The following is a 26,512-nucleotide window of genomic DNA, read 5'->3' on the forward strand; positions in this document are numbered from 1 at the left end:
GGGGCATGTCCTGGACCGGAAGCCTGTCGGGCCGCAATTACGGTCGCGACTCTATCCGCGAGGTCGGCCGGAATCGCGGCGACCCGGCATACTCGCGGCTGTGTCAGATCTCGAAGCCATCCGGGCGGCCGCTCGTCAGTTCCGCGAGGAGCGCGACTGGGAGAAGTTCCAGGACCCGAAGTCCGTGCTGCTTGCCCTCGTCGGTGAAGTAGGGGAGTTGGCCGAGCTGTTGCAGTGGCTTCCGGCCGACCGCGCGAAAGAGCTGATCTCAGCGGAGCCGCTCCACACGCGTGTGGGCGAAGAACTGGCCGATGTTCTGGTCTACCTGGTTGGCCTTGCTGAGCAGTGCGGTGTCGACCTCGCACCGGCGGCCCTTGCAAAGATCGAGAAGTCCGCCATAAAGCATCCAGTGCAGCAGAGTAGGGGGGTTGCGCCTGACCGAACAGGGCAGTAACGGACAGAGACCAGCTAGGCATGACGAGCAGAAGCCGTGACGGCGTCAGATCGCACCGTCTGGTGTCACGTCGTCGAGGCAACCCGGCTGACAGATGCACTGCAATCGCGAACCGGCGCTCGTCGTCGAGAGCCCCTTCCTGAATTGTGTCAACGACGGGTAAAACAACGGCGCCAGCTACCGGTTACGCAACCGCCCGCATCGACACCCTGCCCAACATCAGAACCCAAGGACCCGGCACACTAGAACCACGAACCGGTGGCCTCGTTTTCGAGCGTCGCATCAGCCTCAGTTTCGAGCGACGTCGACATCAGCCAGACGCGACCCCCTAGCTCGCGTCGCGGAACGAGCGGCCCCGTGCTGGACCGGCTCCACTGTGACTTCGTCGACCGGCCTACAGCTAGCGGGGGTTGTCCTTCGTGGGAACCTGCCGGAACAGGGCATCCACCGCCCTTGGCTCCACCCGAATCAGGCGACCCGACCTGTAGGCGACCAGCTCGCCGTCGATAATTCGCCGGCGGAGCGTTTTCACGCTGATGCTTGTGCGTTCTGCGGCCTGGGCCAACGACTCGTACTGCCGCTCGGCCATGCTCCTGAGGATAGAGCCACAGCTGTTCGGTCAGGCCAAGGACTGACGCGGCCCTTATGACGCAGGTCGATGAACCACCGGGAAGGCGACTTCCTCTTGCTGCGGCTGTCGGCGGTGCCATCTACGCTGCGAACCATGTGGGAGAGCCCTCAGCAGTTGTGGCGTCGGCTGAAGCTGGGTCGTGAGGAGTTCCTGCAACGGGTCCTTACGACGCTGATCGTGGATGGCGATCCGCCTCAGTGGAATGCCCCGCGGACACCGAGCGAGCAGGGCATCCGGTTCCTGCGCTTGTTGGACGTGCTGGCGCACGGCGACGAGTTGAGGGCACAGGCCGCGCCCGATCCTGAGGTCTTCGTCGATGAGTACCTGCTTCCGAAGCTCCAGGAGGCAGCCATGAACGGCTGGCCGGACTGGGCAGTGCTCTGGCCGGACCGCGCCTGGGTGATCGAGCTGAAGACCGAGCCGGGAAGCCACCGAGCCGACCAACTTCCGTACTACCTGCGCCTGGCGGCCGCGGCACACCCATCCTGCCGCGTCGACGTCACCTACATCACCGGGCCCCTGACCAAGCCCGCGCCTGCTCTTGGCGACGGTCAGCGATACAGCCACCTGCAGTGGATACAGGTACTGCCACTGGTTCATGACGTATGGGGGAACGATGAGCGCCCAGAGGTCCGCGGCTACGTCGAAGCCGCTCGCACCGTGATCGAGAACCTCACCCTTTTGCGACCCACCGAGCAACGCCGGGCGATCACAGGAATGCTCCCCACCGTCCCGATCCCTGCTGAGGACCCCAAGCCGACAACGGAGCTACAGGACATCCCGACGCCAGCGACACCGGTCACCTCGGACGCCACCAGCGAGGACGGCTTGCTCGCGTTGGCTCAGGCGACAGCCGCGGATGGTCGGCAACGCGGGACGGGAGCCACCAGCCCAGCCGATCTGGAGCTCCTCCGGGACACGGCGCGAACGCTGATCGGCACCCTCCCCGACGACGACGTGACTCGCTACGTGATGCCCTGGCTCTGGAAGGCCGGCAGCACAACCGGAAGAGCACTCACTGCTGAAGGCGATGAGTTCGGATACGAACTGAGGTTCTCGCGCTACAAGACCGTTCAGGTCAAGCCGTAACCGGCCGTCGGCTACGCGGGGCCGAGGCGGCCGTATGACGCGCCAACGGAGACAGGGCGGAGACCCTCAGCGGCGTTAGGCGCAGTTCGAGTCCCATGCGGTCGCCCGCCTCGGTCTAGGCGTGGCCAACTGCCCGCGAAGTCCATTCCTCACCAACGCGGACTTTGGCAGCAGCACCTAGAGGCCAGCGTTGTGGTGGAGATGTTTCACCAAACTGGCGCAGATCTGCACACGGTCCTCACTGTCGATTAGGACGCCATCGTGCTCGTCCTGCTTGAGTACGACGCGGCTGCCGATGGAGCCGGCAAACGATTCGAGAGCGGTCATCACCCTTGCGGCGACATCGTCATCTTCGTTCGGCAGGACGACCTCGAAGCCGTCATCGACGCATCGAATCTCGACGGCTGAATGCCTCATGCCCATGCCCGGGTCGTCGCGGTGCCACCATTTCGGTTCGCGGGCGAGGTCGGTTAGCCCACCGTCGACCCACGCGGCGCGTAGCAGGGCGTCGCTGAAGTACGCGTTGTAACTGCCTCCGTGCAACATGCGGAGTCGCCCGTAGCTGAACCCTCCGCGCGTCGCGTCGTACCCCTGGTTGTGGAAGTAGCCCTCGCCAACGGAACTGCGCGCGCCGGCGTACCGCACGAAGTAGTAACGCCAGTCGAAGTAGTTGCGCGACTCGCGATCGTTGAGCCACTCGCGACGAATCTCAGCAAGCACCTCCGCCGGGCTCATGCCGCTGTTCTGGAGGCGAGCGTGAACATCGTCGAGTAGCTCCATGAGCGGAACGCGCGTCCGAGCGACGGAGGCCCTACTACCGGTTGTGAATAGGTCGCGCCATGAGTCGTCCTTGGTGGAGCTGCCGAGCTGGCGACGTGTCCCGCCCCAGCCGACATCACGCGAATAGTCCGCCTTAGTAAGGAGGGTCGCACCAAGTGCATCACGCAGCGTTGGCTCCGCGAGGAGGGCGAACACGTCTGCACGCGTCCCAAGGCTGTTTGCGTCCAGCTCGAACGCAAACAGCCGACCGCGGACGACGGGTAGGTCCTCCAGCTTGTGCAGAGCTTCCTCGACGTCCTCGTGCTCGTCAACGAGTTCCCACTTGTCCGTCTCGTCAGAAGTCCACTCGGCGTTGAACGCCTCCGCGCCCTCCAAGGTCCCTTGAAGCATCAGGCGCTCGACGGTGCCGACGTACTCGGCCATGCGCTTGCGGTCGATGAAGGCGGACTCGGCGAGGTTGCGCAGGGTGCGGAGACGCCGGTCTCGCTGCCCTGGCTCCATTTCGTCGCCCTGGCGAGAGAGGAGTACGGCGAAGAGCATCAGTGTTTCAGCCAGTGAGAACTCTTGGCCGTAGGATCTGATGCAGCTTCCGAACAGGTCCGGTGAAGTCGAGACGAGCAGCGGGAGCGGACCTTCGCCGGAACCACCGGCTGTAAACAGCTTGGAGAACTCGATGTCGGGACTGACGCCGAGCCAAGTATCGAACGCGTGGAAGAAGAAGTCGCGATTTCGCTCGGCGTACTCGTTGGTCGCGTCAGCGAAGGAGAGGCGGGCTCGTTCCTCGATTGGCCACTCCCGGGAGGTGGACTTGTCCCGCCACCGCCGGTCCGGCTGGCCGTCGCGCCACTCGCAGATGTCGATGACGAAGGTCAGGTAGCGCATGAACTCGTCGTCAACGACGTAGTCGCTGTTGTCGGCCTTCTCGTACTCCCACAGGATGTCGGCCCAGTCACCGTCGATGCTCATGGCTAGGTGCTCGTAGCGGTCATGGGTGTGTGCGTCGACGTGACAACCGCGGCCGCTCAGGACGGGTTTGAGCATCCCTTCGAGATCGGCCTTGAATACCTCGAACTGGGTCAGCTGCTTTCCGCGGGAGTTCATCTTGATGTACAGGTCTTCGCCGTAGTCCATGTCGGCAACGGGCAGGAAGAGGAACCAGATCGCCCGATTCGAGCGGCTCTCTAGGCGGTCCCAGACGTCACCGAAGTCAGTACCGGTGTCGAACCGCTCGTGAAGCGCGTCGAGCATAACCAGCATCGACGAGATCGTCGGGTCCTGCCGCCACGGGTAGACATACCAGGGCTGATCTGTGATCCACGCCGAGGGCGGCACGCACCCACCCGGGTAGGGGTGTTCCGCGAGGGAGTCGCAGAAGTCGCGAGCCGTGGGGCGCGTGGCGTAGGAGAACCGGAGCCACGCGGCCTCGTGGTCGAGCACCTCCGCGAGAGAAGCGACATACCAGTGCAAGAGGAAGAGAGTGGTCAGCCGCTGCTGTCCGTCGAGCGGCCGGAGAGTGCCTTCCTTGACGTCGCCGTAAATGAAGTCCAGCGCCATTCCGGTGTCCGTCACGCATGCACCGACGATGGCGTCGAGGAACCGCTCACGGATGGCGCTCGCCTCGTCGTCGGGCCGCCCCTGGGCAAAGTCGCGCTGAATGATCGGGATCTCGATCGACGTGATCGCTGGCCTACCGTGCTGCGCGGGATCGAAAAGCTCAACAAAAGTCGAGGGGTAGCCGGTGAGGTTCTGGGTGATCATGCGACGTCCTCATCCTCAGCAACGACCTCGATCGCGAGGAACGGGTCGATCGCCGCCAGCAGCTTCTCGTAATACGGCTCCTGATCCTGTGGCCCCCAGATCGACAACTGCTGATCCTCCGCCGCGGTGTAGTACTTGAGGAAGACATTTCGCGTGCACGGCAGGATGTACGCGCCCGCCTCATCGAGGTGAACGATGCGTTCACGCTTGAGGGCGAACACCGCGTTGTTCAACTTGCTGTTGAAGTCCCGCTGGAGGAGCGCGAGGTTGCCCAGGCCGTGCAGGTTCTCTTCGCTTGCGCCACCGCCGGGAGCGCCGAAGAGCGCGAAGACCTTGTCCAAGATCTCCTGGAATCCGATGTCGTCCGTCTTTCCGGCAGGGAGCGCGAGATGCGCGTCGATCCGAGCCGATATCTGCTCTGCCGCTGACTGGAGATCGTCACCCCACTGCGTCGTACGAATCTTCTTCAGGTGCGCCTCAAGCCAATCTCGGCGCTGGTTCTCCTTCTTGAGACCCTCGGAGTTCTGCGCGTGGATGTGTTCAAGTGACCAGCCGTCGCGGGCGTAGGCGTGGAAGGAGAATCGCGCACCTGAGTCGCTGCTCGCCAAGACAGCCTCGACGTTCATGAGCAGAAGCACCTCGGTACACTTTGCGTCGTGCTTGCCGTACTGAAGCAGCGAAACTTCGTCGCGTGAAAGCCTGAGCCGCTGGCGCGTTCGATCGACAAGGCCAGTACGGAAAGCAGAGTGGGTCTGGGATCGCGAGGCTTCGATCAGGTCCGGTACGGAGTCGTCGATGGCAACGAGGTACCCGATGCGGTGATACAGCTCCCGGTCGTGGAACCAGCCCGACAGCAGACCGTGGCGTGCGACGACGTCGCGCCAGAAGGCAGCGGCCCCACGCTGCCCAATGTCGTCGCGAACCCTCTCGAACGTCCAGTACCGCGGGCGGACCCGGAGGCCGGCCGCGGGCGTCATGCTCTCAAAAAGGAAGTCGATGTGGGTCGGTCGCCGAGTCGTCGAACCCGTAAGGAACGCCCAGAACTGGTTGTCGCGAAGGTCGCGCTCGAACCCGTCCCACTGGGCAGCGATCTCCTCTTGCCGCCCGGGCTGACCCGCAGCAGCGCCGCTGTTCGACAAGACAAGCGCCTTGATGAGCTCAGAGTCAGTTAGCGGGATGCGGTCACGGTTGAGCCGAGTGAACAGGTCGTTCGGGTTCGTGTCGCTCGGCGCCTCGTACCAGATGACATATACCCACTCAGAGAGTGCGTTGTAAATGTCGTTCGCCGCCTTGGTCGGGTTCGTCTGCTCGGCGAACCATCCCTCGATCTCGTCGTACGCCAGCGCGATGTGGTGGAAGTCGATGTTGGACTTCCGCACCTCGTCGCCCACGGTCCCCAAGTTCTCCAGAAAGTGTCGGCTGTCGTTGCCTGCCTGGTTCCGCGTCTCATAGGACAGCGTGTATTCAACCTTGGCGTCAGGAAGCTTCGTGCCGATGTACTTCGCGAGCAGGTAGAGCGTCGTGAGTCGTTGCTGACCGTCGACGAGCTCCCATACGCCGTCGCCCCGAGACAGCACCACGACGGGCTGAAGGTAGTAATCGCTGGGAGTCGCGCGGCGCTTTCGCGCCTCGTCAGCATTGGCCTTGATGTCATCCAGAAGCTGCCGGACCTCATGCCGGCCCCAGCGGTAGCCACGCTGATACGCCGCCACGAGGAAATCTCCCGAGATGAACGGCTGGCCGTCGTTGCCGGGGATCACCAGGCGCGGCTCAAGGGTTGCTTCCACGTTTCCTCCAGAACCTCGTCGCACGGCGGGAGCCACACTAGCGGCGATCTGCGCCACGTCACCCGAGTCCGTTGGCGAGGACTGTGGCGGGGCCCATGGTGGATCGGGCTCCTTAGCGGCGCCTTCTGGCACGGCTGGTGGGGCTATCCCGTTGACGGCCCCTGAGCACCGCCGTCCTCTCGATCGCGGAAGGCGGGCGGTGCGTCTGCGAACCCGCTGGCGGTACACATCGAGAATCTCGCCGGCTTCCCTCCACTCAGGACGCCACGCCGTCCCCCAGGACCCCACCACGCGACGGCGCGCTGTCGGTTGTGGGTCAGTGAACCCCTGGGTCGGACAGCGGATCTTCGACGGCAGGCTCAGTGGGGCGAAGTGTCACAACTCGCGGGACGAAAATTGTCCGCCAAGATCCGGTTGCCATGGGGCGCCCTGGCGTAACGCCCTCACTGCTCCGCTCCAATGCCGCGCCGATGATGTTCGCCACCCCCGGCCACCCCGCACATTGAGCAGCTGGGCACCCGTGCGCCCTCTCTTGGACCGTGCCGAGCGCATGCAGCGTGTGGATGTCGGATCAACGCTGTGTTCCGCCGCGTATCGGCGCCCGCTCCAGCAGCCGCTCGGTCAGGGCCGAAGAGCGCTCGATCGGTGTCGTTACGGCGGCGCGGATTGCCTCGCGGCTCCCGATAACCGTCAGCCGCGCCTTCGCCCGAGTCGTCGCGGTGTAGAGCAGCTCGCGGGTGAGCAGCCGCGAGATGAGGGGCGGGAGGATGACCGTCACGTCGTTCGCCTCGCTGCCCTGGGCCTTATGGACGGTCATGGCGTGCATCGTCTCGACGTCGGCGAGGCGCCACGGGGAGAAGGTTTGGATGCCCTGCCCGGTGAGGATCGCCGCGAGCGGATTGCCGTCGACGCCCCGGACGACGACGCCGGTGTCTCCGTTCGACAGGCCGAGGCCGTGATCGTTCCGCGTGACCATGAGGGGCCGACCAAGGTAGAACGGCTGGTAGGCGACCTCGGGCGCGTGCTCGGTGAGGGCCTGTTCGACGAGCCGGTTCCAGCGTCGGATGCCGTGCGGCCCCGACCGTCGGCCGCAGAGCAGGCGGGCCTCACTGAGACGGGCGACCGCCGCGCTGAGATCGCCGGCGATGGCGAGCTCGCGCAAGGCGCGCGCCTGTTCGGTCACCGCCACGAGGTCGGCGAGCGTCGGTTGATCGGTGTCGATAAACCTGACCTCGGCGTGACTCGCTTCGAGGATTGCTAGGACCTCCTCGGGTTCGCCGGACCGCACGGCCCGGGCGAGCTCCTGGATCGCTGGAACGGATCGACGGTTCTCGGTCAGCTCGACGACGTCGGCGTGTGGTCCGAGGCCGCGGACCAAGTCGGCGAGGACCGTGCCGGCCTCGACCGAGGCCAGCTGCTCCGGGTCGCCGACGAGGAGCAGGCGTGTCTCCGGGGAGAGCGCGTCGACGAGCCGCGCCATGAGGCCCAGGCCGACCATTGACGCCTCGTCGACGACGACGACGTCGTGCGGGAGCGGGTTGGCCCTGTCGTGGCGGAAGCGAGTAGTCGTCCGGGGCAGCGGACCGAGCAGCCGGTGGATCGTCACGGCGGGGTCGAATACGCCCGCGCCCAGCCGCGATTCGAGGGCCTCGTTCATCCGCGCCGCGGCCTTGCCCGTCGGCGCGGCGAGAGCGACCCGGGGGATGCTGCCGTCCGCGAAGCGCAGCGCCCGGAGCAACGCTGCGACCGTCCAGGTCTTGCCGGTGCCAGGTCCGCCGGTGAGGACCGTCGTTGCGCGCGCGGCGACGGCTCGGACGGCGGCGGCCTGGGCCTCGTTGAGGCCCCCGCCGGAGATGCCCTGCTCGAGCGCGCCGGAGTCGACCCCCTTCAAGCCATCGGGCGAACGCCGGTCGAGCCAGTTGGCGACGAGTACCTCGTCCTGCTGGTAGCGGTCGAGCTGGACGAGCCCGAACTCCACCCGGAGCACCCCGGCCGCGGCGAGCCGGCTGCGCTGGACAGCCTCGAGCCAAGCTGCCGGCTCGGGCAGGTCGGCGAGGTCGCCGGGAGCGGTCACCTCCGCTACTTCGTCCGCGTCGTCCTTGGCGTCACCGCCGGGCAGCCGCGGCGTGAGCCGGGCGATCGCGTCGAGGTGGAGCGCGCTGCTGCCCTCCCGGGCCGCCCGCACCGCGAACGCCAGGGCGAGCACCGCGTCGTCCTCCCCTTCGCCGACGAGCCGGGCGATGCGCTTGGCGACGACGACGTCGGTGCCGTCGAGGAATCCTGCGGCGTTGAGGGCGGCGAGCCGGCCGGTCACCGTGACGGCCACCCGGCCCGGGGAGTCAGTGGTCATCGACAGTCTCCGTTGCGTTCCCCCGCGCATTCGCACCGTCGAGCAGGGCCGAGACGTCCTCGATGAGCGCGACCGGCGGCCGCCAGGCAAAGACCCCGTGCGGGCACCCGTCGACCCGGGGCGTGTCCGGCCCGGCCATGCCGCGCAGGTACAGGTAGAGGACGCCCCCGAGGTGAGCCGCCGGGTCGTAGCCGGGGAGCCTCCAGCGCAGGTAGCGGTGGAGGACGACCGCGTAGAGGATCGCCTGGAGCGGGTAGGAGGTGTGCGTCATCGCCGCGGCGAGCCGGTCGGGCGCGTAGTCGTCGAGGGTCAGCTCGGCCTCCGGCTCGCCGAGCCAGTTCGTCTTATGGTCGACGACGAAGTAGCGCCCGCCGTGCCGGAAGGTCAGGTCGACCGACCCCGTGAGGTAGCCGCGCAGCACTTGGTCGCCGAGCGCCTTGGACTCCAGCTCGGTCGCATAAGGCAGCAGCGGGTCCCCATCCGGCAGGTGGTGGCGCATCAGAGCCGCGATGCCGCCGAGGCGGGAGCCTGTGCCGGCCCTGTCGCCACCGCCGAGCGGCAGCTCGAAGTCCATCTCCGCAAGGTGGTCGCGTGAGGCTATGTCGGACAGTGTGACCTCGTCGGCGATCGTCCCTAGAGGGGTCGCGCAGACCAGCTCGAGGGCCATCACAAGTTCGTCGACGTCGAGGTCGACTGGCCAGCGGGCGCGCTGCTCGACGATCCGGTCCCGGAGCGCGGCGCGCAGGTCGCCCGCCTGCAGGTCGGCATGCTCGAGGACACCGTGTACGAGCGAGCCGAAGGTTGCGCCGATCGGCAGCCCGGCCATGGGCGAGCGAATGCCTGTTCCCGCCCGTTCGGCGACGACGACCTCCTCCTCGTCATGGCTGCCGATCGCCTCGCCCTCGGGTTCGGTGGCACCCGCGGCGCGAGGCGTGGCAGCCGCGCCGGCCGAGGCGAGCGCGCTGTAGGAGGTGCGCCGCCAGCCGTGGTCGATGGTCCGCGTGAACGACCGTGCGCCGAGAGCGTCGGCCTGCCCTTGCGGGAGGTTCACCCGGGCTATGGGGACCTCGTCGGGCACGTGGGTGAGGCTGAACGCGCCCGCCAGCGCCCACTGGGTGAGCATCGCAGCGACGACCGCGGCCGGCGGCTCCTTCGCGGGCCGCTCGAGGACGGTGACCGTACGGTCGGACGGCGGGGTCGCGAGGAAGGCGGCGAGCTGATCGGCGTTCGCCGCGCGGCCGAATAGCAGGCGGTGCAGGCCGCTACCGGGGGTGTTGTACGTCGGCGCCCACGCGAGGACGAGCTGCGATTGGGCGCGGGTCATCGCGACGTAGGCGAGGCGCATGTCCTCGTCCTGCGCCTCCCGTCGTGCGTCCGCCTTGGCGGCGCGGTCCTCACCGAAGGCGATGACACGTTTGTCGGAGCGGTGGACGACCATGGGGTCTTCGCTGGGGATCCAGTTGCTGAAGAGGAAGGGTGCGTGGACGACGGGATACTGCAGGCCCTTGCTCCCGTGGATCGTCGACAGCGTGACGGCGTGCACGTCGGAGTCGAGCCGGATGACACGCGTGCCCGACCCGGACTCGGCGTCCTCGGCCGACTGCCGCAGCAGCCAGGTCACCAGGGCGGTCAGGCTCGGCCGGCCGGCCGTAGCCTGCTCCTGGAGCACCTGAGCGCAGTGCTCGACGTCGGTCAGGTCGCGCTCGCCGCCAACCCGGCCGAGGATGCGTGCGCTCAAGCCGTCTCCGCGCAGGACGTCGAGCACCCCGGGCAGAGCGCCGCGCTGGAAGGCCATGACGAGCTCACGCACCAGCTCGGCGGCCCGCTCGGTCGCCTCGTCCCCGAGCTCGTCGAGCTCGGGCACCGACCAGCCGACGAGCGGGGTCAGGCAGGCGGCGCGGACGCGCTCGGGACGGTGAGGGTGCTCCAGGGCGGTGAGCAGGACGAGCCACCACGTCGCCGCCTCGGTGCGCAGGACCGACTCGTTGGTGACGAGGACCGACGGGACGCCACGCTGGCGGAGGGCAGCGCGGACCGCGTGCAGGTCCTTGGTCGTCCGGGCGAGGACGGCCACATCGCGGGCGACGAGCGGTCGAGCGTCGTACTCGGCGCCCGCATCGAGCAGCTCGGCGATCTCCGTCGCAGTGTCCGCTGCGACGAGGGTCCGCGCCTGGTCCATCGGCAGGCGGTCGCCGCCAACGACTCGGAGCCGGACCGGGCTGTTGTCCGGTGCACCGGCGAGCCGATCGCGGGTCAGAGCCGCCCGGATCGGGTGGACCTCGATGCCCGGCGACAGCTCGGCGCCGCAGGTGAGCACCTGGAGCGCGTCGACGAGCGGGGCATCGGAGCGGTGGTTCGTCGGCAGGCTGCACTGCGTCGTTGAGGTCCGCGCGGCGGCGAGGTATGTGTGGACGTCGCCGCCGCGGAAGCCGTAGATGGCCTGCTTGGGGTCGCCGATGAGGACGAGGGTCTTCCCCGGTGTCGCGAAGGCCCGGGAGAAGACTTGCCACTGGATGGGGTCGGTGTCCTGGAACTCGTCGACGAGCACGACTGACCATCGCTGCCGCATGCGAGTCCGGGCCGGCCCGTCCTCGTCCTCGAGGGCGTCCGCGAGCTCGGCGAGTAGGTCGTCGTAGCCGAGAAGGGCCGCCCTCCGCTTGCGCTTCGCGAACTCGACGCGCACGTCCCGCATGAAGTCCTGCCTGGCCGCGACCGGGGCCGCTGCCTGGTCCGGGAGAAGCGGTGCGCCCGGGTTGTCGAGGGCGAGCCGGGCGTCGGCGGTGCTCGTCGCATGGTCGGCCCAGGTGCCCGCGCGCATCGCCCGGGCGAGGAAGAGGTCGTCGACGACGTCGCGGCGGAGCTCTGTCAGGTCTTCGACGAGGGTGGCGTGCGGGTCCGAGTCGCCGACGACGCCGAGGCTGCGCAGGACGAGGTGGCAGAACTGGTGGATCGTCGCGATCGTCGCCGTGTCGAAGTCGGCGAGTGCGGCGCGCATGCGTCGAATGCGCTGCGTCACCTCGGAATGCGTCCCGCGCCGCAGGTGCTGGACGAGCACGTCGTCGTCCACGGCGGGCGGGGCCTCGAGCCGCTCGACGGTCACCTCGAGCTGCGCCCTGACGCGCTCGCGGAGCTCCTGGCTCGCGAGCCGGGAGAAGGTGACGACGAGGAGCTCGTCGAGCGGACGGCCCTCGTCGGCGACGTAGCGGATGACGAGGGCCGCGAGGGTCCACGTCTTGCCGGTGCCCGCGCTCGCCTCGACGAGCGTCGTGCCGGTCGGCAGGGGGCCGGTGAGGTCGAAGGCCTTGAGTGCCCCAGTCATGACGGTGTGCCCCTGGCGTGGAGTATCGGACCCCAGACCCGCGGCGCCCAGTAGCGGAGCGTGCCGAGGTGGTCGAGGCGGTCGAGGGGCGCGTCCGGGCCGAGAAGCGCGACCCACCAGCGGTCGTCCCGCTCGGGGTAGCGCCCGGCCCACTCGACGGAGGCGGCGAGCAGCGAGGAGCGCTGCGTAGCCGCAGAGTCGCCCCGGGCGGCCTGCATGGCATACGCTCGCGCGGTCTTCGGCGGGATCCCAAGCGGGAACCGCAGCCCTCGGGTGCGGACGTCGACGAGCGCGTCGAGCAGCCCCACCGCCTCCTTGGCTGGGGGCGCCGCGAGGTGGACCGTGCCCTTCTTGCCGGTCAGCTGCGCGGTCCACGCGGTGCCCGGCTCGGCCACGGCGAGCGCGAGCAACCGTACCCAGGCGACGACCTCGTGCTTCGCCGAGATCGTCGAGTAGGTCGTCTGGGTGAGCCGCTGCTCCCAGACCTCGTCGACGACGCCCGTGACGCGGATGCCGGAGGGCAGGTCGAGCCGGACGTCGAGCGACCGTCGGGTGCCGACGACGACGCCCTGGACGATCGCGGCGACCGCGTCGGCGACCTCCTGTCGCAGCCGACCGCCGAGGGCCGACGGTGGGAGGACCCCGGCCCGCTGCTCGCGGTCGAGGGCCGCTTGTGCGTTACGTCCGTCGAGCGCGGCCTGGAGGACCCGGTCGCCGATCTGCCACTTCTCCAGCGCGTCGAGGGCGATCGGGATGTGGTCGGTCGGCTGGTCGTCCTCGCGGGGGACGCCGATGCCCAGGCGTTGCCGCGCGAACTCGCGCGCGGGGTTCTCGTAGAAGCGGGTCAGGTCGTCGAGGGTGACCAGGGTGACCGGACGCTCAGCCAGCGGCTCGGGCACGAGCAGCGCCCGCGTCGTCACCCCGCTGGCCCTTTGCGCGCGGAGCGCTTCCGCGCCATCGAGCGCGGCGTGGTCGAAAGAGCCGCCTGGGACCGGCGGTCGCGGCCCGAAGTTGCGCGCGTCGAAGGCCTGGAGGGGATGTGCGCGGACCAGCCCTCCGGGATTCGCCTGCTCGTGGGGCATGTGGCCGGTGCGTTCGGCCGCCGAGATGAGCTCCTGGAGCGGGACTGCTGCCGGCCGCCGGGCGCCGGTGTGCTCGTCGTGCCCGGAGTAGATCGCGACGAAATGGTCGGAAGCGGACATGAGCGCGTCCAGGAGGAGCTGCCGGTCCTCGCTGCGCGGGTCGCGCTGGCCGACCAGGGGCCGACGGGCCAGTGCGTCGTCGCCGTCGACGACGGGCGAGCGGGGGAAGGCGCCGTCGTCGACGCCGAGGACAGCCACGACCCGGTGGGGGATCGAGCGCATCGGCACCATCGTGCACAGGGTCATTGCGCCGGTGCGGAAGTTGGCGCGGCTCGGGCGGGCTCCCCAACGGTGCCGCAGGAGGACCACGACGTCGTTGATGCGCAGCGGCAGGGCCCCGCCGCCGTCGGCGATCGACGTCAGCTCGGACTCGAACTGCGTCTGCTGCCAACGGTCCTCGCGGGCGACGTCGCCGAGGGCTGTGACCGTGGCTCGGAGCCAGTCGGTCCAGTCGCGCACGGTCAGGCGACCCCCGACGCCCTCGGCGTTCGGCCTGCGCACCGCCGCGGCGGCTGCGCCGACCCGGTCGAGGAGCTCGATGAACCGGCCCACGAGGGCGATATCGTTGCTGCCGATGTCGTCGATGGGTGCGGCCTCGGCGGCCCCGGCGGTGGAGTCGGCCGCGACGGCCACGCCGAGCGCGAGCCGGTCGAGGGCGTTCGTCCACGTGTTGGCGTCCACCCCGGCGAGGCCGTACTCGCCGCGGTGCGTCGCGTCCAGGCCCCACCGCGCGCCGGACTCGGCAACCCACTGGCCGAGGGTCGCGAGGTCGTCCTCGTCGAAGCCGAACCGTCGGGCGACCGTGTCGTGCGCCGCGAGGCCGAGCACCTCCGAGGCCGTGACCCGTCCGGCGACGAGGCCGACGACGGCCTGGGCGAGCTCGACGAGCGGGTTGGTCGCCGCAAGCCGCCGGTCGGCGAGCTGTATGCGCAGGCCGTGGCCGGGGTGGCGCGGTGTGCGACCCGAGGGCGTGGCAGGGCCACTGTCGAAGGCAGCGCGCACGAGCGGCGCGAACTCCTCGACGTCGGGGCAAAGGACGAGGACGTCGCGGGGCTCCAGGGTCGGGTCGTCCTCGAAGAGCTGGGTGAGCACTTCGCGGAGGACCTCCACCTGGCGGGAACGGCCGTGGCAGGCGTGCACCTGGACCGACAAGTCTCCCTCGGGGAGGGTGCGGGTCGGGTCCGGTGCGCGGTTCACGCGGACGTCGGCCTGGAGGAGCGCGAGCCGGGTTGCGCCTGGCCAGTGCGGCCCGTCGCGTCCGGATGCCCCCAAGGGCGGCGGCACCTCTGTGCCGGCGGCGAGGAGCCCCTGCTCCAGCTCGCGGACGTCGCGGCCGAGGCTGGCGAGCAGGGGGTGCAGCGCGTGAGCAGCGCTGGCGTCGTCGACCCGGACGAGCGGGGCGCGCCGCGGCCCATCAGCGAGCGCGTCCCACAGCCCTGGCGACGGGTGGGGAAGCCACAGGTGGACCTCGCGGGAGGCGCCAAGCGCCGTGAGCAGCTCGATCTCGGATGCCGGAAGGCGTGTGTACCCGAAAAGGCTGATGCGTTGGGGGATGGCGTGGACTGTGCCGCCTCGCATTTCGTCGACGACCCGGGCGTGACGCGCCGACGGCGACTCGGTGACCCCGGTCAGGTTGGCGACCTCGGCGAGCACACGCCGCCAAAGCTCGGGCTGCCAGGCAAGGTCCGCGTCCAGTGGACCGCCGCACCCATCACCGGAGCCGCCCGCCTCCCAGTCGGCGAGCATGGTCGGCCGCTCCCGCGCATACGACGAGAAAAGCCCCGCGAACCGCCGCGCCACAGCATACCGGCGGGCCTGCCGCGCCGTCCGGAGCCACTCGAGCTCCCGGCGATCCGCCGTCGGACCACCACCAATGTGCCGTGTCAGCGCCTCAAAGCCGGGCGACCCCATGCATTCGTCGATCGCGGCGAGCGTCGGCCAGGCGAGACGGTCCGGAAGCCACGGGTCCTCGCGATCGCGTCCGAGGAGCAGGCCGACGAGCGACGCGGGAGAGCGGAGGTCGAGCCCCGCGCAGACGCCGTCCTCACCGCTGCCCGCACCCAGGACGTGCGAGAGCCGTTGGGTCAGCCAGCGCTGGACACCCTGCGCCGGGACGACGACCCACGCCGGGGCGAAGACGTCGCCCGGGTCGTCCCGCAGCATCGCGGCGAGCCCGTCGGCGAGCGCCTCCGGACGGTCGCTTCGGTGGACGACGATCGGCACCCCTCGAATCTAGGGTGCCGCACCGACACCCTGTCGCCGTCCGCGAAGAATCGACGTGAGGCGTGCCATGTGCCCGGTCCAGCCGCCCCGGCGTAGGTCTGTCCGGTACCAAGGCTGCATCGCTGCACCTTCTGGGCGATTGGCGGCGATGTGACGCGCCTCCAGCAGACGGCTCGGTTGCAGGTCCGCGGCATTGTGGCCTGCCGTTCAGCCTCCGTCGTGGACGTCCATCATGCGAGGGGTCCGTGTCGTGTCGGAACCAGCACCCGCACCGCTTGCAATCGCCCATATCCAAGTCTCCACGATGGAACTGACGCCGCTTGTTGGCTGGATACTTCGTGGGACCGTTGGACATGTCGGTCGGGGAGACTCGACGCCACAACTAGAACTTTACGAGTGTCCTTACCTCGACCTCTAGTTTGTTCTCCCACTGCCGTGCTAGCTCCGACGAGAAGCCAGCGAGCTTGAGTTTCGCCGGGCCTCCCGCGATCCGAAGAGCGGCATTGATGTTTCCCGATGCCTCTCGCGTTGCATTAAGGAGTATCTCTTGCTCCCGGATGGCGTTGTCCCCATCGCGCAGTTCGATCAATGTGGCCAACTGGGGGTCCCCAGTGAGCCTCAATCTCGCCAACAGTTCGCGGGCGCCCGCAATGTCCGGTGGACTGCCCGGAAAGACATGCTTGCCTCGCAGTCGCTCGTGCAGCTGCGCCGCGATGCGCCCGTTGACCTCCGTTTCAACCTTCGTCGTGATCGTCGACACGGAGCCGTCGGTTGTCCAAGAGGACTTCTTCTGGTCGATGCGGACGTCCTCGAACGTAACTTCCTTGGCGCCGAGGACCTTGGCGAGCCGTGTAAGGATCAAGAACTTCTCGACGGTGAACTCGGTCATTGCTTCGCCCACGGCCACGTAACGCTCGGTGTCATATGGGCTCTGGACCGCCAGCGTGCCTGGGCGCAGCAAGTCCTGTGTTCGAAGTAGTTCGCTGAGGGCATTCTGTTCACCGCTGTTGCCGGGGAAGGTTACGAACTGGGCTTCCGGGTCATCGATGAGGTCGACGCGGTCCGGATCACGGATGATCGCCTTGTGTTCGCCCTCGCCGAGGACTACCACTGTCCTGCGGCGTTCGGCTGGAACGTTGCTAGTCATTGCGTAGAACCTTTCCGATGATCCGGCCCGTCATCGACCGGGCCCCGCTAGCCAGCCGCGAAGTTTGGTCAAAGGCGTCTTGAACCACTTCAGGAATCGGCGGCTCAGCCTCCTCAGCGGACCGCCAAAGGCTTTTGGGGAGTTGCGCCACGCTGCTAAATCGTTCGCGAGGGTGTCGGCGTCAAAGTGTCGTCCGATGAGTCGGGCGTCGGCGCTGATCTGGGCGACAGTCACCCCAAGTTGGTCAGGTCCCAGGGCCACGAGTGGGACCGTCGCCAAGAGCGGAGCTGGGCGTCCCGCGGTGTCGAAGTCGTCCGTCAAAATCTCGACCGCGACCAGTTCGCCATATCGCGTGATGAGCGTGTCGCGGGTGCTGTCGGTATGGCCTTGCATCCGGATCCTAGAAGTGATGTCTATAGCCTCGGATGTTCCCCGCGTTGAGGCGCTCACCACGACACCGTCTAGAACGAGGGGGTCATCCGACCGATTGTCTAGCGCTTGGCCCTGAAGGAAGATCATCGGCCAAGCGCCCCGCGCAGCAACTCATTGGTCGACTCATCTGTGATCATCGCGCCGACCACAACGCTCGCAGCCCGAACGCGAGAGCGGAACGCCTCTATAACATCGAGGTCCAGGATGTGGTCGGCGTAGTCCGCGTCAGGACGTTGCGAGGCCAGAGGGTCTGTGTCTTTGTGGGTGCCGATGACGTAGATGGACTTCCCGTCGACGCCCCACTCACGCAGCTTGCGTGAATCGCGTGTCAGGCGTCCCCGGTACTCATCATCAGTCCGCGCCATGTGAGCATCAAAGAGGTAGAAGACGATGTGCGCTCTGACAAACAGCTTCTGCCAGTCGGGGTAGTAGGTGTCCTTCCCCGGGACATCGGCGCCCTTCCTGATCGATAGTCCGAGGTCCTTACGACGAGCGCGCTTTCTCGGCTCGACGCCGACGTTCTGCTTTCGCTGGGTGGCCCGATCGACTGTTCCCGTCTCAAGGAAGTCATACAGGGTCGTCTTGCCCGCCATCCGCGGACCAAGGATCGCGACGTGCTTCCCCGTGAAGAGCACGACCAAGCCGTCCCACCAGTTCATTAGTTCCCACTCCACGGTCTCGGCGACTTGGGTCCCACGCTACTGGTGGCTACCGACCCAGCGAGCGGGAACTGGCGATCCCACACCGGCTACGGCCAACGAGGAACGCCCTCGCTCCGGCTGGGTGTGCTGGGCAGCCTCCGTCGCACGTCCGCGCCTGCGCCGGCGCGGCAACGTCAACATCAAGGGGACAGCATGAAACAGGATCGCTCCGGGAGCGAGTGTCACCGCGCCCACCACAATCCGGACTCTCACTGCTGAGAGTGGGGACCACAGCGGGACCGCCCTGACGTTGTCCACGGTGCCTGCAACCAGGAGTGCCATGGGGCCGGCCAGTCACACCATCCGGGGTGCAGGCCTCATGGAGGCGACCGCACCCTCTTCTGAGCGTCGTAGGCAGAACCGTCGACGCCAGGACGATCCTCGTGCAGTGATCCGCTCGCGGCGATGAGACCAGCCTATGGGGACGAAGTCAAGGGGCTTGGTTTTGTTGATTTGTGCAGGGGAAGTCGGCTCGCCGGGTTCGCCGGCGGGCTGGTGTGGCGTGCGGGGTGGCGTCGTTGGCGCGGGAGGGGGCCTCGCGCCCGTCTCCTGCCCTACGTAGCGGGCAAGCGGGTTGTTCCCGACAGCCTTCATCCGGGCTTTGGTGGAGACGGGCGGGGCTGCCCATGGTCTCTTGCGGGATGTGATCCCGACGCACAGGCGGGCTTGCCCCGTCCGGTCAGCTACGGCGCCTTGGGTTATGCGGCAGCGGCGGCTCCCTTCGCTGGCCCGTCGAGGCCGCCGCTGGCGATGGCGGGATCCCAGGCGGTGCCGGTAGTGAGGACGGCGTGGAGCTGACGCAGCAGGCTGCCGGCGACCGCGACCCGGGCCTGGGTGGGGGTGAGCTTGTTGTCGGCGCGGCCGGTCAGGTGCGCGTACCGGGCGGCGAGCACGGGGGTGTTCCGCAACGCGGCCCACACCGCTCGCCACGCCGCGAGGCGCAGCTGGGGGCGGCCTCGTCCGCTGATCGCGGTCTTGCCCTGGTAGGTGCCTGAGGCGTTGTCGCGGGGGCACAGCCCGGCGTGCTTGACCAGCGCCCGGGCGCTGGTGAACCGGTTCGGGTCGCCGGTCTCGGCGAGGATGGCGGCGGCGCCGACCGCGGACAGCCCGGGGATGCTGGTCGCCAGGCTGGTCAGGGCGAGCTCGTCGAGGACCGCAACCATGCGGGTCTGCACGGCGGCGATCTCGGCGCGGGCGTGGGCCAGGTCGGCCAGCGCGAACCGGGTCCGCTCCAGCGCACCGGCCCGCTGGTCGGCCACACCAGCCGCGACCCGGGCCGGGTCGGTTGCGGCGTCGAAGACGGCCCGCACGATCTTTGAGTACCAGCGGGTCGCACCGTGGCGGGAGACCTCACGGCGCACCGCCGCGGCGAACCGGGCCCAGCCCCAACGGCGGACCACGCTCAGGTCGCCGCTGGCGCCGACCCGGTCCAACACCACCGTCATCGCGGCCAGCCAGCTCTTCGACTTCATCGGCTTGCCGGCGGCTTCCAACGCCGCCGGCCAGGCGCACTCGAGCAGGTCAGCGACCTGCTGACGGGCGGCCGTGGCATCGGTAACCAGCGCGGCCCGGCGGGCGCCGAGGTGCCGCAGCCGCGCCCACACCGGGCCGGCACGCTCGGGCAGGTAGCAGCGCAGCTCGGTGACCAGCCGGGCGATGATCATCGCGTCGGTCTCGTCGCTCTTGTTGCCGGTGAAGTCCTCACTCTCTCGAGCCCGGTGCACCAGCAAAGGCTGCACACAGACCAGCCTGACGCCCAGTCCCGCGGCGATCTGGTCCAACACCCGCCAGCGGTGCCCGGTCGGCTCGCAGGCGACCACGACCGAGGAGAACCCCGCCGCCGTGGCCTGGGCCAGCCCCCACGAGACGGCCTCGGCCAGCTGCCACGCCTTTGCCTTCACCGTGCGGCGGGCCAGCACCCGCGAGTCCTGGTCGGTCAGCGCGCACACCTGCTTGTCAGCGGCCAGGTCGAACGCGAGCACTGCGGTCTCGCGGGTGACGACAGCCCGCAGCTCCGCAAGCCTGTCGTTGCGGCGGCGGTCCCCACGAGAGAGCCGACGGCTACCTTTGGACATTGCATCCTCCTGATGAGTGGTCTGGGACACCAAGCCCGTCAAACCCCATCAGGGGGATGCGCTCGAGCCCCGGCCAACACGCTCAGGTAGTTACTACGCAGGCTCGGGTGTTCGTCCTGCGGTTGTGTCCGCTCGTCCCGGCGATTGGGGCGATCCAAGGCTGTCGTCGCGACCTCAGCGATTGAGGCAGGCGAGCGGCGAGATGCGAGAGGCCGCCATCCGGGCCTGGCCCCCGTTGGCCCCGTGGTTGGAGTGGTTAACACTTGGTGGCGTTCACGGGGGGATAATCGGGGCCGCCCCGGCCGCGCCTATTGAGTGCGATGACCATCCCGGCGATCAGCGCCCCCGCGATGATGATGAGCAACCACCACGGGGCTGTCTGCCTCCTGGGCCGGGCACGCCACGGCCCATGCCGAGTGTCTCGCCGGTGACCGATCAAGCGCAGGACGAACAGATCTGGCACCGATCCCACGGTCAGTCTGTGGGTCTAGCTGGTGACGTCCCGGTTGGTGAACGCGGCCCAGGCGCCGAGGAGAAACACGCCGGCGTACACGGCATCCACACCGAGGCCGGAGACGACGGTTCCCCACTCGGGCGGCTCACGCATCAGGTCCGCGAAGGACAGCCAGCGATCGACCAACAGCCAGGGGTGGATGGCCTCCACTTGCGGGATCGAGTCGAGGATCCAGGACGCCGCGGTGAAGACCATGACCACCACGGTGACCGCGATGGGCTGCTCGGTCAGCGTGGAGACGAAGAGCCCGACCGCCGCCAGTGCTGCCAGGCCGGCCGACACGTAGAGCACCGAGAGCGCGAGCCGCCAGACCCCGTCGGAGAGGGGGATCTGGCTCCCGGACAACGTCGTCAGGGGGCCCGCACCGAAGAAGAGCGCCCCGAAGACCACGCCGGTGGTCGCCACCACCACCGCTCCGAAGATGCCGGTGACGACGAGGGCGAGGTACTTCACGACCAGCATCCGGGTGCGCCCGACGGGAACGGTGAGCAGGTAGCGCAGTGTCCCTGCCTGGGCCTCACCGGCCACGGCATCGCCGCTGACCATCGCGATCCCCAGGGGAAGGAACAACCCTAGCTCGATCGTCAGGGCGGCGAACGCGGCGAAGATGCCGTTGCTCGTGATCTGGTCGACGAACCCCGCACCGGTGCCACCGCCCCCGTCGGCCTGGCCCGACACCTTGTTGCCGACGACGATGGCGATGGGCAGCGCCATGAGTACGAGGACCCCGGCCTGGTTGCGGCGGCGACTGGCGACCAGCCGTAGCTCGGAGCCCAGGAAGCGGAGCAGCTCACGCATTGACGGCGTACCCCTCTCCGGTCAGCTCGACGAAGAGCTCCTCGAGGGTCGGGGTCGTGACGCCGAACCCGGAGACCGGCACGCCGGCCGCCACCAGTGCCGCGACAACCGACGGCGGGTCGTGCTGGGGGTTCGGGATGCCGGTGGCCTGCGTCCGCGACGTCGTCACCTCGCCAAGGCCGAGGTTGGCCAGCACCCGGGCGGCGGATGCCGGGTCGTTGGTCGTCACGTGGACCGTCGTGCGCCGCCCCGCTTGGAGCTCCCGAACGGCTCCCTGAGCGACGAGCCTCCCGGCGCTCATGATTCCCACGTGCGAGCACACCTGCTCCACCTCGGCAAGCAGGTGGCTCGAGACGAATACCGTGGCCCCACCGGTTGCCAGCTCGCCGATGAGAGCACGGATCTCGCGCGTCCCCTGCGGGTCGAGGCCGTTGGTGGGCTCGTCGAGCACAAGGATCTCCCGGGGCGAGAGAAGGGCGGCGGCGATCGCGAGCCGCTGCTTCATCCCCAGCGAGTACTTGCGGTAGCGCTTGTCCGCCGCGGAGGACAGGCCGACCCGGGCGAGCGCATCCGCGACCCGCCCGGAGGTAGTGGCGTGGTCGGCGGCGCGGTCCACGGCATCCAGCCGCCGCAGGTTCGCGGCACCCGTGAGGTGCGGGTGGAACCCGGGGCCCTCGACGAGCGAACCGACACGGGGCAGGACCAGGTCGGCCCGCTCGGGGACGGCCGCGCCCAGCAACTCGATCTCGCCCGCGGTGGCCCGCACGAGACCGAGCAGCATCCTGATCGTCGTGGTCTTGCCAGACCCGTTCGGGCCGAGGAACCCGTACACCGCGCCGCGAGGCACGTCGAGGTCGACGCCGGCCACGGCAGCCTGGTCGCCGAAGCGCTTGGTGAGCCCGAAGGTGCGGATCGCGGGACCGGCATCCCCGGGACTCGTCACGCGGGTCAGTGGGCGAGCGCGGCGTAGAGGACCGACGGGTCGACGGCACCCGCCGCGAACCTGCCGTCGTCGGTCACCACGACCGAGAACAGCCTCGTCGTGAGGACGTGGCCGGAACCCCAGGCGCCCGACGCCCTCGGCAGGACCTTGCGCAGGACCGCCATCGGGTCGGACGCGGCACCGTGGGACGTACTGGCGGTCGACATGGCCGGCAGCTCGCCGACGACGACGGATGACCATCCGGTGCCCACGACGTGGGGCCGCGCAAAGGGGGTGCGGTCGGTCTTCGGCATCGGACCGTCATGGCGGCCCTCGATGGTCACCGTGGCACCGGGCGGCGGGGTGAATTCGAAGATGGACGGTGCCGGCCGCGCCAGGGTGAGCGTCGTGAAACGGACGTCCACGGCGGGCCTGGTGGAGCCGCGGGGGAAGACCGTAGCGGCGAGCGGGAGCGACGTCTCGGCGTCGAGCGAGAGGTGCACCGACCCGATCCGCGTGTCCGGTGCGCGAGGCGTCAGCACCAGCCCGTACGCCGAGCGCCTCGCCACCCGGTCGGTCCTGGTGGAGGTGACGGCCGTGGTCGGGTCCAGCTGGGACAGCGCCCAGGTCGCGACGGCATCCGGGTTGGACAGGTCGGGGATGCCGGCAGCGCCGGATCCCGGGAGGGCCGGCGGGCGGGCGTCGCCCGGGTTGGCGGCTCCAGCCGGAACCTTCCCGTGGGCCACGGATGCATCTGCGCTGGACCACTGCCAGACGTCGGAGCCGTTGCGCACCACGTCGTACTCGTCGGTGCCGTCGACGAGCGCCAGCCGGGCGTGGGTGGGGTCGACGAACCACACGCGCCAGCTGTGCGACCCGGCCAGGAGCGATACCGGGTTCAGCTTCCCGGCAGACCCGGCGCCGCCGCCGAGGGCTCCGGCGGACAGGTCGGGGAGGCCGAGGTCCATCGTCTGCACCACCGTCCCGCTGAGCGGGGTCGGGCGCGCCTTCTGGAGGTCGACCAGCAGGTCGTGGGCCGTGCGCGGGTGCCAGGCCGCTCTGGCCGCCCGCGCTGCTCTGCGCCGTCGCCACCCCGCCCACCGTGAGCGCGGCCGCCAGAACCGGTGCGGCCCACCTGGCACGAGGATGCTGGGCGAAGAAGCTCATGCCTCGATTCTCCACCCCGGCCATAGGTGCCTGAAGAGGCGCGGTGTGAAGGTTTGGTGTGGAACCCGCGAGGAGATCGGAAGTGCCGCCCGCCCGTTGGCCCTGCCGCGACCCGGCGCTCCCCGACGCAGGACCTCCCCGAGACGTTCAGCCCCATCCCAGCTGACCGGTGGGCCGGTCGCCGCGGCCTCCGGAGGACTTCGGCGCGGGCTGGATGCGGGGGAGAACCATTAACGACGGCCAACCAACGCGGTCCTGGCGGCAAGAAGACTGACATCGCCGCTCCAGAGCTCGAGCCCCTGCTTCTGGCCCGCACCACCGTTCGTACGAAGTGGTCTTGGTGCTGCTCAAGTGATCAAGCACACCCAGACGTCTGGCGGCGATGAGACGCTGTACGACAAGGGCGACCGTGTGGTGCCAAGTCAGTTCAATCGACCGCGGCCACCGAGGTGCAGTTGCGATGCTTTGGGGCGTGGCGACACTCAAGCAGGCGATTCCGGCAGACGGGCACGAAATTCCGGCGATCCCGATGACCTTGGGGACTTGGAATCTCGATGCCCAGCAGCCGCTGGGGCGCCGAGCGGATCAACGCAGTTGGCTGGCAAGGCATGCGGACATCTGGATGCTGAGCGAAGTCCACACCATGGCGTTGCCCGACGCCATGCACCGGACCCTAAGCGAGCCGGTGGAGGGAATGAATCGGATCCACTGGGCCGGAATCACATCGACGTGGCCGCTTGAGCCGATCGCGACGGAGCACCCGACCCTCGCACTGGCTCGAGTCCATGCGCCTGCGGAAGAGGTCCTAGTTGCAGCCTCGCTGCTTCCTTGGCGGTCTGCCGGCCCGCTCTGGCCCTCCGGGGAAGGCACCTTTCGCGAGCGCTTCAGCGCAACGTTGCAACAGCATCAGGCGGCGGTAGGCGAAAACACCTCGGCTGGCGACCTCGTGGTCTGGGGCGGCGACTTCAATCAGGCACTTGCGGGTGACGAAACCGCGGGGACTCTCGACGGCCGGATCGAACTGGCGGCGGCCTTCGCGTCACTCGGCCTTCGTTCGATCACCGAGAGGAACCCCGCATTTGGCTCACGCGGACTCTCCATCGACCACATCGCCGTCTCGACCGCATCACGGTGCCGCTCATCGAGTTGCGAGGTCTACGGACCTGATGGGACAGGACTCTCCGACCATCCCGTGTACCTGGCTCAGGTCGGCGCAAACCTCTGAGCGACTTCGCCGCTTCGACCCCCTACTCGCGGAGGGCCAGGTGCCCGTACAAAGCCGCGAGCGCCGCATCCTCGCAGGCGCACAACCCATCGACCAGCCTTCGAGTGGGCCTCCTCCTCCGCGCCCTCAATCTGCATAGCCTTCTCGAACGCTGCCTTGTCTCTCAGAACCTGGTCGTACACGGTGGCGCGCAAGTACCCAGCGGTCTGGCCACCAATTTCGACGCGCACGTAGTCGGACGAAGCTTCCGGCGGTTGGTGGATGTTCGCGATCATCGTCATGGCTGAAGCATGGCGGACGCCCTCTTCACGGGCACCAATACGTGGCGGCATTGCTCCGGTCACGGGTTGCGGTACGCGGATGAGATCTTGTCGCGAAGGTCAAGGCAATGGGCCCGACACACGGCGCGCCAATTCATGAGGCCGCCCGTAGAAGCTCTGAGTGTCGGTTGTCTTACGTACCCTCACCGACTATGACAACCGCACTGTGGGGATTCTGTGGCACTTTGGCTGCCGCGCTGCTTGCGCTATCGGGGGCCGTTTGGGTTGAGCTGCGCCGAGCTCGGCGAGATGCGACTGCAGCGCGTCACGCGGATCTCCAAGCCGCCGTCGTTGAGTTGCTGACCAGGTCGGTTCAACTGCACTCCCGCGTCACCCAGGTCCGGGGCCACTCGAACGCTCACGCGACGATGGGTGGACTGGTCGACCACATGCTCCGCGCGAAGGTCCCGATGGATTGGGTAGCGCTCTTCGAACCGATGAACCGTGAGATGGAGCAGATGCTGCGGGCGAACGCTCGCCTGTGGGTGGGTCACGATGAAGACACCGCGCGGTTAGGCGACGACGTAGTCGTTGCCGCCAGCGCAGTCATCAAGGCTGTGACAGCTTCGGCCAAGGGCGCGCAACCTCGTCGGCTCTTCCGAACACGACATTCGTCACAACGGAAGGCCGAAGATGCCGTCGCTCCTGCGGTCGATCAGATGAGGGATGCAAGGAACGCGTTAGCCAGACACGCCAGGGACTCGCTGGGGCTACCGACAGCGAGGGAGTCAGTGGCTGAACTGGGACCGTAGCCGGATCCACAGGTTCGCCTCGCGGCGCTGTGACTCACCTGTCCTACCGGGCCGGACCCATGGCAGCAATTAGAGTCCACTCATGGGTCGCATCAAGGGGCACTACGAGTGGGACGACGACGACCTGACTCCCGGGCACAAGAAGGAGGGTGGGCTCCACCAGAATCTCTTCGACGACGACGGGAAATTGAAGGGCAGCGCTCGGTTCATCCCGGATACCGGCAGCGACCCGGAACCTTGGATCGTCACAGAGACGGTCTATGTCCCGGTCGACGAAAGACGCTTGAGCCGGGAGCAGGAACAGCTTCAGGAAGTCATCAATGCCATCGTGGCCCAGTTGGTGCACGTTGGGATAACCAAAGGCCTTCCCCTCGCGGAGCAATGGTGGCAGCAGACCGCTCGTCCGGCGATCCATGCGAAGCGAGCGGCCATGCACGAGCGTCGTTCGCTGCGTAGGGCGAAGAGGTCCGGGGTCGTAAGCGGAAGCATTGTCGAGCGGTCTGCCGAGGTGGAGGACGCGGCTGCGGAGACGCGCCCAAGCATGTCGAACGCGGAGGCGCAGGCGCGCCTGTTAGCCGCGATGGCTGCAAAGGCATACAGCGACGAGCAGGTGAGGCTCGTGAACAACAGCGACATCGTGGACGGCGAGGGAGGCGCGGAGTTGAATCACTCCCTGGGCAGGCTCCCCGCCGATCAGATTGGGCATCTGATCGAACAGATGGTCAAGAATCCAGAAATGCTCGCCGACGCCAACTTGGCGGACCTGGCGAGCGTTCTGGGTCGACGCGCGGTTGAAGAGCGAACATTGGTGCGTGCGCGGCGGGACCGGAAGTCGAACCTCCGGAACGAGGCACATCATGGTGACCCGACAGCAACAGGGCGGCACAACCAGGTCTGAGGCAATGCAACTGTCGGTGCTCACGAGG

Annotated in this window: 16 protein-coding genes; 4 read left to right on the plus strand and 12 right to left on the minus strand. The window is 68.3% G+C overall.

Translation table 11 applies throughout. From position 1 onward, the window contains the following. The first annotated feature begins 100 nt into the window (after window positions 1–100). Window positions 101–454 (plus strand): nucleotide pyrophosphohydrolase, encoded by a 354-nt coding sequence (locus tag ACOJV7_RS07630; RefSeq protein WP_420189534.1) that lies wholly within the window; start codon window positions 101–103, stop codon window positions 452–454. 400 nt (window positions 455–854) lie between these two features. On the opposite strand, the gene ACOJV7_RS07635 is transcribed toward ACOJV7_RS07630, so the two are convergent. Next, complete coding sequence (locus ACOJV7_RS07635; protein WP_420189535.1) at window positions 855–1,043, minus strand: helix-turn-helix domain-containing protein; 189 nt, start codon at window positions 1,041–1,043, stop codon at window positions 855–857. A 69-nt stretch (window positions 1,044–1,112) separates the two neighbouring features. Between ACOJV7_RS07635 and ACOJV7_RS07640 the strand changes: the two genes are divergently transcribed. Continuing rightward, window positions 1,113–2,174: a hypothetical protein gene (locus ACOJV7_RS07640; RefSeq protein ID WP_420189536.1), complete on the plus strand. Its 1,062-nt coding sequence runs from the start codon at window positions 1,113–1,115 to the stop codon at window positions 2,172–2,174. Window positions 2,175–2,351: 177 nt separating this feature from the next. Here the strand turns inward: ACOJV7_RS07640 and ACOJV7_RS07645 are convergent, their stop codons facing one another. From ACOJV7_RS07645 to ACOJV7_RS07695, 11 genes are all read right to left on the minus strand, one after another. Continuing rightward, complete coding sequence (locus ACOJV7_RS07645) at window positions 2,352–4,712, minus strand: DUF262 domain-containing protein (RefSeq protein ID WP_420189537.1); 2,361 nt, start codon at window positions 4,710–4,712, stop codon at window positions 2,352–2,354. Next, window positions 4,709–6,556, minus strand: coding sequence for a DUF262 domain-containing protein (locus ACOJV7_RS07650; RefSeq protein ID WP_420189538.1), 1,848 nt, complete (start codon window positions 6,554–6,556; stop codon window positions 4,709–4,711). The genes ACOJV7_RS07645 and ACOJV7_RS07650 overlap by 4 nt, the downstream gene beginning before the upstream one ends. A 514-nt stretch (window positions 6,557–7,070) precedes the next feature. Continuing rightward, a complete protein-coding gene (gene recD, locus ACOJV7_RS07655; RefSeq protein WP_420189539.1) occupies window positions 7,071–8,849 on the minus strand; it encodes an exodeoxyribonuclease V subunit alpha in 1,779 nt (592 codons plus the stop codon). Beyond that, a complete protein-coding gene (locus tag ACOJV7_RS07660) occupies window positions 8,839–12,168 on the minus strand; it encodes a UvrD-helicase domain-containing protein (protein WP_420189540.1) in 3,330 nt (1,109 codons plus the stop codon). Before ACOJV7_RS07660 ends, recD begins: the two co-directional genes overlap by 11 nt. Next, complete coding sequence (gene recC / locus ACOJV7_RS07665) at window positions 12,165–15,533, minus strand: exodeoxyribonuclease V subunit gamma (RefSeq protein WP_420189541.1); 3,369 nt, start codon at window positions 15,531–15,533, stop codon at window positions 12,165–12,167. The genes ACOJV7_RS07660 and recC overlap by 4 nt, the downstream gene beginning before the upstream one ends. Window positions 15,534–15,915: 382 nt before the next feature. After that, complete coding sequence (locus ACOJV7_RS07670) at window positions 15,916–16,680, minus strand: hypothetical protein (RefSeq protein ID WP_420189542.1); 765 nt, start codon at window positions 16,678–16,680, stop codon at window positions 15,916–15,918. Between the two features lie 515 nt (window positions 16,681–17,195). Continuing rightward, window positions 17,196–17,771: a hypothetical protein gene (locus tag ACOJV7_RS07675; RefSeq protein ID WP_420189543.1), complete on the minus strand. Its 576-nt coding sequence runs from the start codon at window positions 17,769–17,771 to the stop codon at window positions 17,196–17,198. A gap of 740 nt (window positions 17,772–18,511) precedes the next feature. Continuing rightward, window positions 18,512–19,918: an IS110 family RNA-guided transposase gene (locus ACOJV7_RS07680; RefSeq protein WP_420189544.1), complete on the minus strand. Its 1,407-nt coding sequence runs from the start codon at window positions 19,916–19,918 to the stop codon at window positions 18,512–18,514. A gap of 457 nt (window positions 19,919–20,375) precedes the next feature. Next, complete coding sequence (locus ACOJV7_RS07685; RefSeq protein ID WP_420189545.1) at window positions 20,376–21,200, minus strand: ABC transporter permease; 825 nt, start codon at window positions 21,198–21,200, stop codon at window positions 20,376–20,378. Beyond that, window positions 21,193–22,143, minus strand: a complete 951-nt coding sequence (locus ACOJV7_RS07690; RefSeq protein ID WP_420189546.1) for an ABC transporter ATP-binding protein — start codon at window positions 22,141–22,143, stop codon at window positions 21,193–21,195. The genes ACOJV7_RS07685 and ACOJV7_RS07690 overlap by 8 nt, the downstream gene beginning before the upstream one ends. A gap of 5 nt (window positions 22,144–22,148) precedes the next feature. After that, window positions 22,149–23,090 (minus strand): LolA family protein, encoded by a 942-nt coding sequence (locus ACOJV7_RS07695; protein ID WP_420189547.1) that lies wholly within the window; start codon window positions 23,088–23,090, stop codon window positions 22,149–22,151. 671 nt (window positions 23,091–23,761) lie between these two features. Here ACOJV7_RS07695 and ACOJV7_RS07700 point away from each other — a divergent pair. Both ACOJV7_RS07700 and ACOJV7_RS07705 read left to right on the plus strand, forming a co-directional pair. After that, window positions 23,762–24,514, plus strand: a complete 753-nt coding sequence (locus tag ACOJV7_RS07700) for an endonuclease/exonuclease/phosphatase family protein (protein WP_420189548.1) — start codon at window positions 23,762–23,764, stop codon at window positions 24,512–24,514. Window positions 24,515–25,668: 1,154 nt separating this feature from the next. Then, entirely contained in the window at window positions 25,669–26,484 is an 816-nt protein-coding gene (locus tag ACOJV7_RS07705; protein WP_420189549.1) for a hypothetical protein, read from the plus strand. The last annotated feature ends 28 nt before the right edge of the window (window positions 26,485–26,512 follow it).

The sequence above is a fragment of the Knoellia tibetensis genome, from assembly GCF_048606415.1.
Classification (GTDB): Bacteria; Actinomycetota; Actinomycetes; order Actinomycetales; family Dermatophilaceae; genus Knoellia; species Knoellia tibetensis.